This is a genomic window from Streptomyces sp. WAC04114, from assembly GCF_019733245.1.
GTDB classification, from domain to species: Bacteria; Actinomycetota; Actinomycetes; order Streptomycetales; family Streptomycetaceae; genus Streptomyces; species Streptomyces massasporeus_A.
This window is the reverse complement of sequence record NZ_JAIGQA010000040.1, coordinates 13,301-28,115: the sequence shown is the minus strand read 5'-3', so window position 1 is coordinate 28,115 and position 14,815 is coordinate 13,301. Positions and strand designations below refer to the sequence as shown.

Here is a 14,815-nt window from a genome sequence, read left to right as displayed (position 1 = left end):
TGGTGAGCGGGCGCGCCGACGCGGGTCGTCCTCTGACTGTCATCTATGGATGCCCTCAGTACGTAGAGGGGCCAAAAGCGGTTCAGCGAGCGGGAGTTTGCTCCCTGGGAGTCAGTGCGATGAAGGGCGCACACCGATGCGGACGGCGATCCAAGACTTTGGCCGGCCGCACACTCGCCGCCGCGGAGCGCCCCTAGAGCGAGCCGTCGGAGCGATCCCAAGGAGGAGCCGACTAGGTAGCGGGTGCCCACTGCCGTGTGACCGCGTTTTCGCGCGGGGCCGGCGGGCACTCGCCGCGCCATGAATGAGAGTCGTCGTCCACCGATCGCCGACAGTTCACTTGCCCTCCTGGCCAAGGGGTACGCGTGGCTGCCCGACCGGAGGCGCCGCACGACCGCTCCGCTTGTGCGCACCCGGCTCATGGGGCAGGAGGCCGTCGTCCTGCACGGCCCTGAGGCGGTGCGCTTCTTCTACGACGAAAAGCACGTGGAACGCCGGACGGCGCTGCCCGGCCCGGTGCTGAGCACGCAGTTCGGGCACGGAGCCGTGCACACCCTGGACGGGCCGGACCACCGCGTGCGCAAGGAACTCTTCCTGTCCCTGCTCACCGGTGCGGAAGCGGTCGCCGGCCTGGTGGACCGCGTCGCTGCCGCGTGGGACGACGCGGTGGAGTCCTGGTCCGGCCGCCGGACCGTGCTGTTCGACGAGACGAGCCGCGTGCTCACCCGCGGCGTATGCCAGTGGGCCGGAATCGTCGTCGAGGACGCCGAGCCACTGGCCCGGGACCTGGTCGCCATGGTCGACGGCTTCGCCACACCGGGGCCGCGACACTGGCGGGCCCGACGGGCGCGGGCCCGCTGCGAGACCTGGCTGGGACGCCTGGTCCAAGGCGTACGGTCGGGAATGGTCGCCGCGCCGACCAATTCTGTACTGGAAGGAATCGCCGGGCACCGAGACGCCGACGGCCGGCTCCTCGACCCGCACACGGCGGCGGTCGAACTGCTCAATGTCATCCGCCCGACGGTCGCGGTGTGCTGGTTCGTCACCTACGCCGGGCACGCGCTGCACCGCAGGCCGGAACTGCGGGAACGCCTGATCGGCGACGACCCCTCCTACGCTGTGGCGTTCGCCCACGAGCTGCGGCGCTTCTACCCCTTCGCGCCCTTCGTCGGCGGCCGGGCCGTCACCGATCTCGACTGGCGGGGCGAACCGATCCGCTCGGGCACGCTGGTCCTGCTCGACCTCTACGGGCAGAACCACGACCCGGACCTCTGGGACGATCCGTATGCCTTCGAACCGCACCGCTTCCGGCAGCGGCCGCCCGAGCGCGATGAGTTGATTCCGCAGGGCGGCGGCGACCGTGAGGCGGGTCACCGCTGCCCCGGTGAGGACGTCACGATCGCGCTGCTGCGGGCCCTCGTCCCACGACTGGCCAGTCTGGAGTACGAGGTGCCCGACCAGGACCTGCGGATTCCGCTGAACCGCATGCCGGCCCGCGTGCGCAGCGGCTTCGTCATGGACGCCGTAAGGGTGCCGACACCGGTACTCAGCCCGGCGCGGCCGACTGCGTGAGCCGCGCGGGCTCGCCGGCAGAGAAGGAGGGCCGAGCGGGTCGCTCTCAACTCACGCCAGGGTTGATGCGGGGAGTGAACCGGCGGCGTGGCCCTGCAGCTGCAACCCGACTGGTGGGGACGCGATCCTCGTTGCTCCCTGGACATCGTTGATCGTCAAGAAGCCCGGTGAGGCCCGCACCCGAGCACTCAGCGCCGGAGCACATCGGCGAGCCAGTCGAAAACGACGTCGCAGTGCTGCTGAGGGGCCATCGGGGAGCAGTGCAACTGTGCCCCGGTGGCCTTCGTCAGTTTCACGTAGTCGCGCCGCGTGCGCAGAAGTTCGTACATCTCACGCGGTTGGCCCGGGTAGAACTGCTCGAAGTCGTAGTCCAGTACGAGTGTCGGGGCCTTGATCCTGCCGACGACCCCGGTGATGTCGAGGCCCATGACCACCTGCGCCGGTGTCCAGAGATCGGTGAGGACCTGGCCCCGGCGCGCCTGGCGCAGCGCCTGCCGACTGAAAACCTCGAAGCGCTTCTTGACCGTGAAGGCCTCCTGCGGGGTCAGCTCCGGGACGACGTCCTCGTTCCAGACCCGGTTGGTCTCCTCCTTGTCGGGTGTGACGATGTCACGAAGTGCCTCGTCGAACCCGAGCCAGGGGCTGAGGCATCCAGGCATCGCCACACACGCGGCGAGCCGGTGCTCGAAGGCGGCGGCGCGCGGGGCGAGGTTGCCGCCCATGCTGAGGCCGGTGAGGGCGATCCGCCGGCCGTCCACGTCCTCGCGCCGCAGCAACCAGTCGACGATCGGGGCGACCACCGTCTCCCAACGGGTGGTGAAAGGGATCTCCTCGACGAACAGCAACTGCCCCTGCCCTGGGCCGTCGTAGACGAGCGCGTTCCAGCCGCGGTCGAGGGCTGCGGACACGCCGTAGGTCCACATGTCCACGTTCTGCCCGTCACTGCCGTTGGTGAGGATGACGGTGGGGCGCCGCTCGGCGGGGCCGTCCGGGCGGAAGAACCACAGCGGCAGCCGGGTCCTGCCCCACGGGACCCGGGCGGTGACGGCGGCGGGTGTGCAGAGCCGGGTGAAGGTGTCCCAGGCCCTGCGTCCCGCCTCGTAGACCGCCTCCTCTTCACCGGGCTGGTCGGTGCCCAGGACGTAGAACAGCGCTTGGGCGTAGTACTGGGCAGCGCGCAGCGAGCGGAAACGGCGGGTCTGCGACGGCGTCCCGCGGCCGTCCCGGCCCTCGGCCGGGGGAGCGGAGAGCTGGTCGCCCCAGGACCGGAAGGTGTCGGTGTAAGTCTGCTCGGAGAGCCCCGCCGCGTTGATGGCGTTGACCGCGGTCAGCACCTCGCCGACCTCGGAGGCGCGCATGCCCGCGGCTCCCAGCGCGAGCAACCCTGCGAAGTTGAAGCCGGGATCAGCGAAGAGCCGCATCGCTCCCGGCGTCGGATCGGGCGCCGAAGGCGCATTGGGCGCGGCGGCTGCGGTGCGAGCCGTGCTCCCGACGGCGAGCGTGCCCGCCCCCGCGGCGAGCCCGGTCAAGGCCGTGCGGCGGGTGAGGGAAGCAGGCTGGTGCGGTGTGCTTGCGGTCATGCGGGGGACGCTACGACGCTCCACCCCGCCCGAGGATGTGGCGCGCCCTCCCATGCTCCGAACGGGCCCGTGCGCGGGCCTGCTTCGGTCTCGTGCATGAGCCGGTTGCCTCCATGATCCTTACCAGGCTCAGGACGGTGGTCCCCGCTTCGTGATCCGCAGGAAGCGGCCTTGGCTCTCGCGGACGAGCGGCCGCATCTTGGCTCGTCATCGAGCTGGTTGCGCAGGCGGCGCAAGTGAACCATCCCCGCAGCTCAACGCTTTGGGGCGGGCTATCGCCGGGCCGAGACAAGGATCGCCGCCACCCAGCCCGGCAGGTCGTTGATGACCACCTCGAGCACCCGGCACGCCAGTATCAACGCGATGAGCGCGAGCACCTTCAGCCCGGACGCGTCTGTCGGCGCGGAGCTCTCACAAGATCACACCCGTTCACGCCCGTCACACTCGTGCGCCGTCCCCCGGGGTGGCCTACTTGGCGGCCCAGTAGTCCAAGTCGTTCTGGTTCCCCTCCGCCGCCCGGCGCAGCGCGTCCGGCGATCCCAGCAGACCGTACGGCAGATACCCGGACCGGACACCGAGTTCCCACCCATGGACCTGGACGGCGAGGCAGGCCAGGGCGAGGGTGCCGAGGGGGAGGAGGGACCGGGGCGCGGGATCATCGGTATCGGCCTCGACGGTCTCCCGGTACGCGACCAGCCGGGCGACGAGGGCGTCCTCGAAGGCGTGCTGGTCGTCGTCGAGGAGTACGCGGAGCAGCCGCTGGTCCGCGCTCAGCGCGTCGCCGACCTCATCGAGCCGGCGGGCGGCCTCCGCGCGCTCCCCGGCGTCGGGCTTGCGCAGCGGAACCGTCGGCCAGTCGCGAGGCAGATGCCCGGCCGCCTCGGTGAGATAGGGGCACAGGGCGTCCATGGCGGCGAGGTCGCCGGGGTCGGAGACGGAGGTGTACCGGTTGTAGGGCACGCCGTCACGGATGGCGGGCGCGTAGTCGCCGCGCAGCAGCAGTCCGGTGACCCGCTCCCAGTCCCAGACGTGCCCGCTGACAACACACATCTCGAACATGTCGAGCCAGGTCCGCGCGGTGGGCGCCTCCTTGACGACGTCCCGGAAGGTGATGGGCCCGTCCCCGAACTCGTCGTCGTCCGGGTCCGTGCTGATCCGCTCCCCGACGAGGGGGAACCGGAGTTCCTGGTCCCCGCCCGGGAAGCACATGATGCTCAGCACTCCGTGCACACACTCCGCGGCGGTGACGGCGACCGTGCCGGCCGCGGCGTCGAGCCCCGGCTCCGTCACCGTTCGCGCGGCGACATGGTCGAGCAGCTCGTCCGCCATGGCCCGGATCAGCTTCGGCGAGATACTGCCGTACCGCAGCGAGTGCCACCGCGTGTAGGTCCGCCCCTCGATGTCGTCGAGCGCTTGGGCCAACCGCTGCTCGACGACCCGATGGCACGTCACATTCCGCACGTACCCCGTCCTTTCATGAACTCCACATCTGGTACAGCACGCTATCAACGACCACTGACAGCAGCGTTTCGGCATCTGGCTGGTCGGAGGCATCGTCGGGGGCACCCACGTCGACCGACGTGCGCGTTGCCGGGCGCCGGCGGGCGATCGAGGAATGCTTCCAGGCCGCGAAGAACGAATGCGGCCTGGACCAGTACGAAGTCCACCGCTATGTCGGCTGGATGAGGCACATGCTGGCAACTGGCCCGGTCGCCGTCTCACCGGAGGACATCGACCTGCAGGGCTTCCTGCACGTTGAAGATCGGCATGGCGATGCCACCGCTGCCCAAGCCTGCGCCGAGGTCCTCTCGCGGTATCGCGAAGAGGAGCCCGATGACCTCATTGTTCGCATTCAGCACGACGGATCCCGAGTCACCCTTGCCCGCGAACAAGGTCACGAAGGGCACCGCGCCGCTGATCTCGATCTGGTCGATGGCCGGCACGAAGCCCGACGAGCTCAGCCTCACCACGAAACCGAACGTCAGCAGAGTGCGCTTGCCGCGCTTCTTGACCACTGCTCCCAGCGGCGGGAGATCCACCATGGCACCCTGCGTCGCACCGATCTCCTCCACCAGCGGTTTCGCGCTGCGGGACCCGTTGAGAGCGATGGTCGCGCAGTCCAGGAACAGTGGATTGAACTCGTGGCGGACAGCCTCAACGGTGCCGACCACGTCGCCGAACGGTGATATCGACACGAGGCCGGGCTGATAGACGTTGATGTCGCTCTGCTGCACCACATGGGCGCAGGTGAGCAACTGGGCCTCACCGCCGTGAACGCGGCTACTGACGACGGCCCCCAGCGTGCCCGTGGGCGGGGCGAAGATCCCGTCCTGGATGAGTCGTTCCCTGGAGATCTCGATGCCACCGCGCAGAGGGTCGTATCTCGCGGTGTCATCGATGGGAACCGGCTGCACCTCGACGACGTCCGTGGCGTAGCCGCCGAACTCGGCCGGGACCAGCTCGCCTTCCGGGACCTCCTCGGAAGGCCGCTTCTGCGCGACGTAGACGAACAAGGCGATCTGCGGGGTGAACTCCCCGCCTGTCTGCTTCAGCCCCACGCCGGTCTTGTACTTTCCCGCCTCGCGGGCATTCAGGAGGTCACGAAGCGCGGAAGATGCCTCAATGGCGTCGGAAGGAACCGAGATCGGCTGCTCAGGGAGCATGTGACTCACCCTTTGCAGGCTAGGGAGATTTCCGCCCCGCAGGGCAGCGATGGAGATGAATGAACAGTGGTGGCGCCGATCTGCGAGGGGTCGGCTGTCACCTTGCACGGCGGTCGTCGCCTGTGCGGAAGGCCGCTCCGAACTCATTTTCCTTTCCAGGATCTCGCTGCGGTTCCCCTTCCGCAAGCCCCCCCTCGCAGTCCGGTTCAGCCAGCGTGACCACTCGCGAAACGGCGTGCAGCCCGCTTTTGCCAGGCGAAAGCCGGGCTCGACACGGCCGACGGGGACGGGCCTCGGCGGTGTGAACCGGCCGAAAGCCCCGCGGCCGGGAAATGGCGATCCCTCGGGCAGCGTGCCAGCCTTGTACAAAGACCTGGAAGTCCGCCGGATTCGGCATTCCGTGGGGTCCGGAACCGCGGGAAGGGCTCTCCAGGGGAGGTCAGAGCCATGGCGACCGTCGAACCAAAAGCTGTCCACGGGATGTTGGTGCTGGGGGAGGAGACCCCGTTTCTCTCCCACCTGCCCATGTTCATGTTCCCTCACGATGTTCAGGCCCTGCTGGAAGTCACCTTTGACAACGCGACACATGACGCGCACCGGATCTACCTCGAAGATCGTCGGACGACCGGGACCGACGTCTACACGCTGAGCCCGGAACGGTTCCGCCTATCCGATCTCGCCGGGGCCGGGGGACAGCCCGGGCTCATCTCGTTCACCGGGACCCTGTTCCGTGGCCACTTCGAGCGCGGCGGCACCGAGATCGTCGACCCGGTCACGGTGACGGTGCGACGCCTCGTCCACTTCCGGCGCTTCGATCGCCACGCCGAGCGCCCTCCGGCGCTCACCTACGTGGCCTTCGGTAAAGGCCGTGAGCTGTTCCTCGCACACCTGATCAACCTGCCCCCGGACTTCGACCAGGCAATCGCAGTGCGCCAGTTCCGCACCGTGTCGGGCGTTCCACTCACCGACGAGCTGCTGGCCACGGGCCCACGGCTCAAGATCGTCGGGAGGGACGATCGCGCGGGAGACAGACTGCGGGAGGGGGAGCAGGTGGCTGCCCGCTTCCTGGACGGCGGATCAGACGGCGTCGACCTGCGGTTCTCGATGGGGCGGGAGTTCTATGAGGAGGAGGGGGAACTGGCCGCCGTCCACGCCGTCCACGCACACTGATCGTTGCGTAGGAGCCGCGGTCGGCGACAGGGGAGTTGCGGCATACCGGCCACAATGCAATTCTGGAATGTGTAGACGGTGACGATGACCCCAGGGGGCAGCATCGAAGGTCCGTCCCCGAAGGTCCCGTATTTTCTTTCCCTCGCGGCCCGTAAATCGAGGTCTTGTACCTCTCTCCCTCGCGGCCCGTATACGCACATCTCTCGCGCTCTTTTGGTGCGTTCGAAGGGCTGGCACGACGCGCAGTCGGCTGCCGGCACTGGGAGATGACCCATCATGGCGACGGAATTCTCCACAGAGGTCGTCGACGATTCCCACACCGCTCATGGGCAGGTGTCCTTGGTCGTCGATACGAGCGACACGCCCTGGCTCGCCTACACCACGCCGTCCGGCGACGTCATGCTGGCAAGGAGGGGCGAGAGCGCGTGGCAGCACGAGCGGCTGCCCACGGAACCGGCGGCGCTGGACGAATACCGGATCGGTCTCGGGATCGACAGCGCGCTCAACCCGCATGTCGCCTACCAGAGCAGGGCCACCGATCACCTCATCTACGGAGTAAGGGGGGCCCAGTGGAGTTTCGAGGAGGTACCCACCTCCGCAGGCCTCTTCCCCGACCGGATCCGGTTCCCGGCCATGACGGTCAATCTGGGCACCTTCAGCGAGCCTCCGTTCAAGGACAGGCCGCACTTCGCCTACCAGTCCGGCCTCTCGCTGTGGCACGCGACCAAGGCACCCCCCAAGACAGATCCGAGTAAACCTCCGACCTGGCGGAAGAACGTCCACAAGGTCGATTCGGCGAACGCGGCGGAAAAGGGGTGGTTCCCGGCGCTGACCTTCGATCGCCGTGACGAGACGTTGCGGATCGCCTACTGCGACGACCTCACGCCGGCAGGACAGTCCGACCGGAGGCTGCGCGCGGCGACGATGGTCCCGGGGACCGACTTCCCCGGTCAGCCGGACAGTTGGAACGTGCAGGTCCTGCACGGCGGGCAAGTCTCGGCGGAATGCCCGGTGATGGAGCACGCCATCACCGGGGAGAGCGTCGTCTCGTACTTCGAGGTCCGCGGGCGCACACTCAACGTCTGCATTTTCGGCAACTTTCCCGAGTCGCCGGCGATCGAGGTGGTCACTGCCGACGTCGACGGCGGTGACCGGCACTCGGCCTGCGGCGTGGGACCGCCGGCGCAGATCTGCGTCGTCCACGGCTCCGCTGGCCGACTGAGGTTCGCGAGGCGTACCGGTATCGGCGCCTTCGGCATCGAGGACGTGGAGGCCGGAGGTGCTTGGAGCGACCTGCAGTTCGACAGCGTGGGAACCGCTCATTTCGCACACATCGCGGCGGGAACGCTGCGGTACGGCGTGGCCGACACAAGCAGCTGACGGCATGACATGCCTGAAACCTGATGGCATGGGTTTCGGCGCGACCGCGTGAAGGGGCCGCCGGGGAGGAGCGGTGCCGGACCGTCGGCCCTGAAGCGGGTGATGACTTGTGGCAGAGCAGAACTTCCTCATCGTGCGCAGCGACGACTTCGTGGTCCTCGCCGTCCGGTGGTCGGGGTTCGAGATCCGTGGTCCAGGGCCCTCCGCACTCCCGGCGTTGGTGGCGACGGACGACCGGGCGACCGTGACCGTGGGCCTTCCGCCGCAGGCGGTCCTGGAGCAGACGACGGTCTCCGGCTTCCACACGGCCGGTCTCGTGCACAGCGACTCGCGCCTGTCCGGTTCGGGGGCGCTGGAATTCGGGATTGCGCCGGGAACCGTGATCGAGTTGAGCGCGGCGGGGATCCTCGGGGCGCTGACCGACCGCGCCCGTGTCGAGCCGACCTCGGGCATCGAGATGCCCTGGGGACTCAGTGTCGTCCCGCTGGCCCGGACGCCGGGCACTCAGGTGGTGGCCGAGCACACGGACCGGCCCGTCGTCGCCGCATCAGGCACGGTCGCTCTGTGGTCCACGCTGCTGCGGGCGAGTGACGCGTCACAGGGCGACGCCGGCCTGACGATCCGGCCCACCCTCGTCACGGAGAAGAGCGGCATCCTCGCCGACGGCCTCTTCCAGCCGCCTCCGCTGGAGGCGTGGCGGCAGCACATCGTGGAATCCAGCCAGACCGTCTCGCTGCCGAGGGCCACCCGCTTCGAACTGACCGCACTGGGCGGCTCGCTCTCGGCCGCAGCGAAGTGGCCGACCGACTCGTGGTCCCACGACATGGTTCTCGGACGTGACCAGAAGGTGGATGTCACCACTCAGGGAACCCTGTGGCCCTTCGGCTTCGGCGCGGTCTACGAGGACTACACCACGCGGCAGTTCCTTCCCGTCCACAATCCCCAGACGCTCGGCTGCGTCGCGGGACTGCTGAGGAGACGCACTCTGGTGATCACCCAGCAGCTCCTCACCGGTACCCGCACGCCGACCTTCCCGTTCGACCAGGTGGAGATCCTCGGGAAGGAATTCGTCCTCAGTACCACGGCAGAACCGCAAGACACGCACATGTTCATCCCCGGAGGCCCCCTGGCCCCCGTACGGTTCCCCATCCGCTGCCGCTCCGGGAACACGGACATCGAGTTCGTCCTGCCGCTCATCTTCTTCAGCCGCCCCCATACGGCTCCCACCACGGCCGTGCAGGCCCACTGGCAGCCCCATGCCACAGCCCGCATACCGGCCACCAGCCTCGACATGGTGGGCGCCGACACCAAGCCCGGAGACGTACTGGAGGTGCACACGCTCACGTTCGGCGCCCGTGACGACGGCACGGGCCCGCGCCCGGACATCGTGAAGTTCGATGCCATACTGCCCGCCCTCCGGTCCCTGCTCCCCGGAGTGCACGACCAGCCACAGCCCCTGCGCTACACGCCCCAATTGCACCGCCTGACCAGATCCTTGACGGAGACCGAGCGTGCTGCCGCTGTTCCCGACGTCCCGTTCCGCTTCGAGGCACCCTCCGGCGTCCCGGTCAGCTTCGCCAAGAACGCCGACCGCTCGGGCGGCCTCGTGGCGCCCCGGTTCAACGCCGACGGGATCTCCCGCGAACTCGGGCCCGTACCTACCGGCGTGCTGCCGGGATCCCCGAATTTCGAGGACGCGCTGCACAACGCGTTCAACGGGGCCACGCTGTTCGGCTTCCCCCTCGCCTCCCTCATCGAGGCCGCGCTCCAGCCGAAACCACCCAGCATCATCCAGACGCGGGTGAACGACGCGCTGGTCACGGAGATGAGGTGGGAGCGGTTGCGGCTGAAGGCGCACAACGCCTTCCGAGCCAGGCAGACAGGGCCACCGCCCGAACTCGACCTGTTCACCGGCTACGCGCCGGCCGCCCCCGGCACCGGTACGCCCGGCGCACTGGAGCCAGTGACCACCTGCGTCTTGAGGAACTTCGCCCTGGCCCTGCCGCCGCCGCCACTCCCGCTGCTGCTCAAACTGTCCTTCGACGCAGTGACGTTCACGCGCACCGCCGGCCACGCACCCGCCGTCGCCGTCGACGGACTGAAGATCGAGTTCGCGGGTCCCTTGAAGCTGCTGCAGGAGCTGCAGTCGCAACTGGAGAAGCTCATCGGGGTACGCGGACCGACCAGCGGCGTGTCGACGACGGGCGTCACCGTCGGTTACGAGGTCGGGATACCGAAGGCCGCGGCGGGTCTGTTCGTGCTGCAGAACGTGACCGGGCGGGTACGGGTGACCGTTCCCTTCGTCGAGAAGCCGGTGGTCGTGGCACTCGGATTCGCCAGCCGCGAGCACCCCTTCGCCCTCTCGGTCTCGGCGTTCGGCGGCGGCGGGTACGCCGATGTCGAGATCGCGGGTGACAACGAACCGAGGGTGGAGATCTCCCTGGAGTTCGGCGCGATGCTGGCCGTCGACTTCGTGGTCGCCAAGGCCGAGGTGCACGCCCTGGGAGGGGTGCGCTTCCAGCGCCGGCCGGATGGTCATGTGGAGCTCGAGGCGTTCATCCGGATCGGCGGCAGCGTGGAGCTGCTCGGCCTGGTGACGGTCGCCGTCGAGCTGCGGGTCTCGCTCACCTACCTGGACGGCCCGCCGAGGCTCTTCGGTCGCGCGACCATGGTGATCGAACTGGACCTGACGCTGTACTCGGAGACGGTGACCGTCGACAGCGGAACCTTCGAACTCATCGGGGGCAGCGCTCCCGCCCGGGGTGTGCGGCGCCTGACAGGCGCCGAGCGTGACGACGCGGGCTTCGAAGCGTGGCAGCGATACCGGAAGGCGTTCGCATCATGAGTGACATGCTGTGGATCCCCGTGCCGGGTGGCTTCGAGGACGGCGGCCGGCTGCTGCGCGTGCTGGTCGTGCCACGACTGGACGGCGGGACCCCGGCCGGACACGGGATGGCCCAGTGGCCGCCCGCCGCCCTCACCGGGGGGTCCGTACGGGTCGAACTGTTCACCCCGGGCTCCGCCCCGCCGGCGACCCCTGCCGCACGACTCGACCTCGAACCCCTTCTGCACACGCAGCCCGGCGTCTGGCAACGCCTCGTGGCAGACCTGCCCGCGGAAAGCGGTGACAACCGGCCGCCCGGGCCGGCCGACGAACCGCTCACCGTGCACGCCACGTCCGAGGACGCGGATGAGGTGGTGCGCACCTTCCGCGATGCGTCCAGGGCCGAGGTCAGCGCCCAACTCGGCGCTGTTTCACCGGACTTCACCGACAAGGCGCGTGATGCACTCGAACGTGACCACTGGCTCCGCCCGGACGAGCCGGTTCCGGGCGCCACCGCTCCCGGCCCCCCGTCGGACCGGCCGGGCTTCAACCGGACCCTGTCGCTGCTGCGCGAACACCCAGCAGTGTTGCGGGCCTTGGGCCTGATCTTCGAGCTCCCGCTCGGTCTGGGCGGAACCGGCGACCCGTCGGCGGGAACGGTGCGGGTGCTGTGGCCCGGCCGTCCCGCCGCACTGCCGGGGATCGTCTCCCCCCGCACCGCCTTCGGCGGCGACTTCCGCCCGGCCGGCACCGACCGGGTGGACGGCGGCATGGTCACCCTCGACCAACGGGACCGGAGCGGGAACCCGCGCTGGCAGGTCGCGACCGTGGACGTGGACGTGGCCGCCCAGCGCATGCGCGAAGCCGCTCGCGCGCTCGCCGCGCGCCCGGCCGAGCCGCCCGCCCTGCCCGCCCTGCGCTCGGACGGGCTGCAACTGCTGTTGCGCGGCCGCGGCGAGGACATGACGGAGCGTCGTGAGAGAGGGGTGCGCAACCGAGGCGCGGAGCCGGACGTCCTCACCGCCGACGACCTGGTCCTCGGCTACCGCGTCGACGTCCTGCCCGAACTCGGCGGGGACGAGTGGTTCTCACTGCACCGGCGCAGGGCCACCTACCGGGTCCACGAGCGGCTCCCCGACGGTGCCCTGTCGGACGACTTCACCCCGATCGGCACGGACGGGGAGGCGGGGCCGCCCGAGGAGGGCCACCTGAAGGCGAACGCCGCGATTCACGATCGCAGCGGCCTGCACGCGGACGAGATCGTGGCCGGCTGGCGGGGCTGGAGCCTGGCCGTGCCCCGACCGTCGTTCGACGGCACGCCCCCGCCGTCACCGCCCCCGGCACCCGGCATGAACCTCAGCATGTCCTTCACAGCGGAGGAGGGCACACTGCCCCGGCTGCGCTTCGGACGCCACTACTCCCTGCGGGCACGGGCCGCCGACGTCGCGGGCGGCGGACTCGCACCCGATGACCCGGCGGCCGACCGGCACACCACCGCCCCCGAGTTCTACGGGCGCTACGAGCCGTTGTGCGCCCCGGAGATCTCGTACCCCGAGGGGACCGACCCCGCCCACTCCGCCCCGGGGGAGTCGGTCGAACACGTGGTCATGCGCAGCGATCCCCTCATGGGCCTGGACGTCGAGGAGTTCGCCGCGCAGACGAACCACGCCCTCGACGACGAGCGGGTGCTGCGCCCACCCGGCAGCACCCTGGCCGTCGCCGAGCAGCACGGCATGCTCGACCTCGGCACGCCCGATGCGGACCGTGTGACCTGGGCATGGGTCGGCCGCGCACTCGCTGCCGGGGACCCGGAGACGCCAGAGGGCGCCCGGCTGCTGCCGGATCCGGCAGCGGGCGGGATCGTGGCGGCCCGTACCGGCCGGGACACCCCGATGCCGACGAGGGCCTGGGACGAGGAGTGGCCCGACCTCCAGGCGAAGACGCTCAGGCTGACGACCCCGTCCGCCGGACGCCCCGTGGTGGGCTGGGAGGGCGAGCGACTGGTGGTCCGCCTCGCCCCGGCGCAACGGATCTCGCTCGACCTGTCGACGTTCCCCCGCGAGGACATCGTCGACGACTTCGCCCTGCACGTCGCCGACCCCCCGGAGAACTCGGTGAAGGCCCTCCGCCAGGGCCGCCACCCGATGGTCACACCCGCCCGCACCCTCACCCTGGTGCATGCCGTCCAGCACCCGCTCAGGCCTCCCGACACCGCCCTGAGAGTCGTCCGCGACCCGAACGCGACGGTCGCCGCCTTCGCGCCACAGTCCGACGTGTACGACCCGAGAAGTACGGCCCAACTGGAGGTCACCGCGAGCTGGCCGGACCAGCTGGACGACGAAGCGCATCAGTTCACCGACGTGCCCGTCGACACCCTCGCCGTAGCCGAGGACGGACCGGCACGCCCGCAGATCCTGTTCCGGCAGGAGTTCGGCGACACCCGCCACCGCACGGTGACCTACCGGCTCCGGGCCGTCAGCCGCTTCCGCGACCATTTCCGCGACTCCGGGAGTCCCGACGACTTCGCCGTGACCAGACAACTGCCACCGGTCGTCGTGCGCAGCACCGCCCGCCCCGCACCCCCGGTGGTCCTCTTCACCCGTCCCGCGTTCCAGTGGAAGCGCACCGGGGACCTCGACGCGGTCACCCATGTGCTCGTCCGCGAGCGTCTCGGCAACCGAGTACGGGTCGCCCTTGCGCGGCCCTGGTACAGCACGGGCGCCGGTGAACTGCTCGCCGTGGTCGTACGCCCGGAGCACGAGGCCACCACGGACGCGCTCGCACCCTTCGTCACCCAGGCGGGCCTCGACCCCCTCCACCCATCGAGGGGCATCCGCGCGGGGGCGCCGTTCGCCCGCCATATCACCGGCGCCGCAGGGCAGGAGGAGCGGGTGCGGCTCGACGAGGCCGGCGCGGACGTGGTGGTCGTACCGCACCAGCCGGAGTACCACCCGGACAGCGAATGCTGGCTGGGCGACGTGACGTTCACCGGAGCGGACGACACGTCCTTCAACTGCTCCCTCGTCCGGCTCGCCGTCGCCCGGTACCAGCCGGACAGCCTCGACGGTCTCTCGCTGTCCCCCGTGGTACGCACCGATCTGGTGCCCCTCCTCCCCGACCGGACGCTGCGCGTGACGCGCAAGGCCGACCGCGGATACGAGTTCAGGCTGACCGGAGTCGTGTCACCCGCCCCCGCCGTCAACAGGGTGGACATGATCCTCGAGCGCTGCACCCAGCCGGGCGGTGTCCCCGCCGACAAGGTGGACCTCGTTGGATTCGAGACGGTGACGGGCGTACCGGCTTGGCAGCGTCAGGGCTTTCCGAGGTCGCCGGAACCCAAACGGGTCGGTCTCTCGCCGGTCCTCAAGGAATGGAAGTCGGAGTTCTCCGTACCGCCCGGCGACGGCCCGTTCCGCGTACGGGTCCGCGAGGTGGAGTTCCTCCCCAACGACGAACCCCGTCCCGGGGCGTTTCTCAAGTCGGGGACACCGGGGGAGGTGACGGAACGGACGGTGTTCACGGACACGGTGCTGTTGCCGGGGCCGTGATGCCGTCGTTCGTCACCGGTTGACGCTCGGTCGAAGCTGGTCGGCACACGGGGCAGGACTGCTGTGGTGTGCCGCCGG

At 69.7% G+C, this 14,815-nt stretch carries 8 protein-coding genes; 5 read left to right on the top strand and 3 right to left on the bottom strand.

Going from position 1 to position 14,815, the window contains the following annotated elements; genetic code table 11:
- The first annotated feature begins 300 nt into the window (after positions 1–300).
- Entirely contained in the window at positions 301–1,572 is a 1,272-nt protein-coding gene (locus K4G64_RS13885) for a cytochrome P450 (RefSeq protein ID WP_221756343.1), read from the top strand.
- Positions 1,573–1,760: 188 nt separating this feature from the next.
- Here K4G64_RS13885 and K4G64_RS13880 read toward each other — a convergent pair whose 3' ends face one another.
- The 3 genes from K4G64_RS13880 to K4G64_RS13870 form a co-directional block, all read right to left on the bottom strand.
- Complete coding sequence (locus K4G64_RS13880) at positions 1,761–3,152, bottom strand: S9 family peptidase (RefSeq protein WP_221756342.1); 1,392 nt, start codon at positions 3,150–3,152, stop codon at positions 1,761–1,763.
- Between the two features lie 468 nt (positions 3,153–3,620).
- The gene (locus K4G64_RS13875) at positions 3,621–4,613 is read right to left on the bottom strand and encodes an immunity 49 family protein (protein WP_221756341.1); all 993 of its coding nucleotides are present in this window, start codon (positions 4,611–4,613) and stop codon (positions 3,621–3,623) included.
- A 257-nt stretch (positions 4,614–4,870) separates the two neighbouring features.
- Entirely contained in the window at positions 4,871–5,815 is a 945-nt protein-coding gene (locus K4G64_RS13870) for a hypothetical protein (RefSeq protein WP_221756370.1), read from the bottom strand.
- A gap of 447 nt (positions 5,816–6,262) precedes the next feature.
- Here K4G64_RS13870 and K4G64_RS13865 point away from each other — a divergent pair, with 447 nt between their 5' ends.
- The 4 genes from K4G64_RS13865 to K4G64_RS13850 all read left to right on the top strand — a co-directional run bounded on the left by K4G64_RS13865 (position 6,263) and on the right by K4G64_RS13850 (position 14,737).
- Positions 6,263–6,985 (top strand): hypothetical protein, encoded by a 723-nt coding sequence (locus K4G64_RS13865; RefSeq protein ID WP_221756340.1) that lies wholly within the window; start codon positions 6,263–6,265, stop codon positions 6,983–6,985.
- Positions 6,986–7,261: 276 nt separating this feature from the next.
- Entirely contained in the window at positions 7,262–8,365 is a 1,104-nt protein-coding gene (locus K4G64_RS13860; RefSeq protein ID WP_221756339.1) for a hypothetical protein, read from the top strand.
- Between the two features lie 109 nt (positions 8,366–8,474).
- Positions 8,475–11,210 carry a hypothetical protein gene (locus tag K4G64_RS13855; protein ID WP_221756338.1) on the top strand — a complete coding sequence of 912 codons (2,736 nt, stop codon included), beginning with the start codon at positions 8,475–8,477 and terminating at the stop codon, positions 11,208–11,210.
- Positions 11,207–14,737, top strand: coding sequence for a hypothetical protein (locus K4G64_RS13850; protein WP_221756337.1), 3,531 nt, complete (start codon positions 11,207–11,209; stop codon positions 14,735–14,737). Before K4G64_RS13855 ends, K4G64_RS13850 begins: the two co-directional genes overlap by 4 nt.
- The last annotated feature ends 78 nt before the right edge of the window (positions 14,738–14,815 follow it).

Excerpts from the sequence above, each read along its gene's own strand:
- K4G64_RS13885 (WP_221756343.1), top strand. The coding sequence starts at position 301 with ATGAATGAGAGTCGTCGTCCACCGATCGCCGACAGTTCACTTGCCCTC.
- K4G64_RS13880 (WP_221756342.1), bottom strand. The coding sequence starts at position 3,152 with ATGACCGCAAGCACACCGCACCAGCCTGCTTCCCTCACCCGCCGCACG.
- K4G64_RS13870 (WP_221756370.1), bottom strand. The coding sequence starts at position 5,815 with ATGCTCCCTGAGCAGCCGATCTCGGTTCCTTCCGACGCCATTGAGGCA.
- K4G64_RS13865 (WP_221756340.1), top strand. The coding sequence starts at position 6,263 with ATGGCGACCGTCGAACCAAAAGCTGTCCACGGGATGTTGGTGCTGGGG.
- K4G64_RS13860 (WP_221756339.1), top strand. The coding sequence starts at position 7,262 with ATGGCGACGGAATTCTCCACAGAGGTCGTCGACGATTCCCACACCGCT.
- K4G64_RS13850 (WP_221756337.1), top strand. The coding sequence starts at position 11,207 with ATGAGTGACATGCTGTGGATCCCCGTGCCGGGTGGCTTCGAGGACGGC.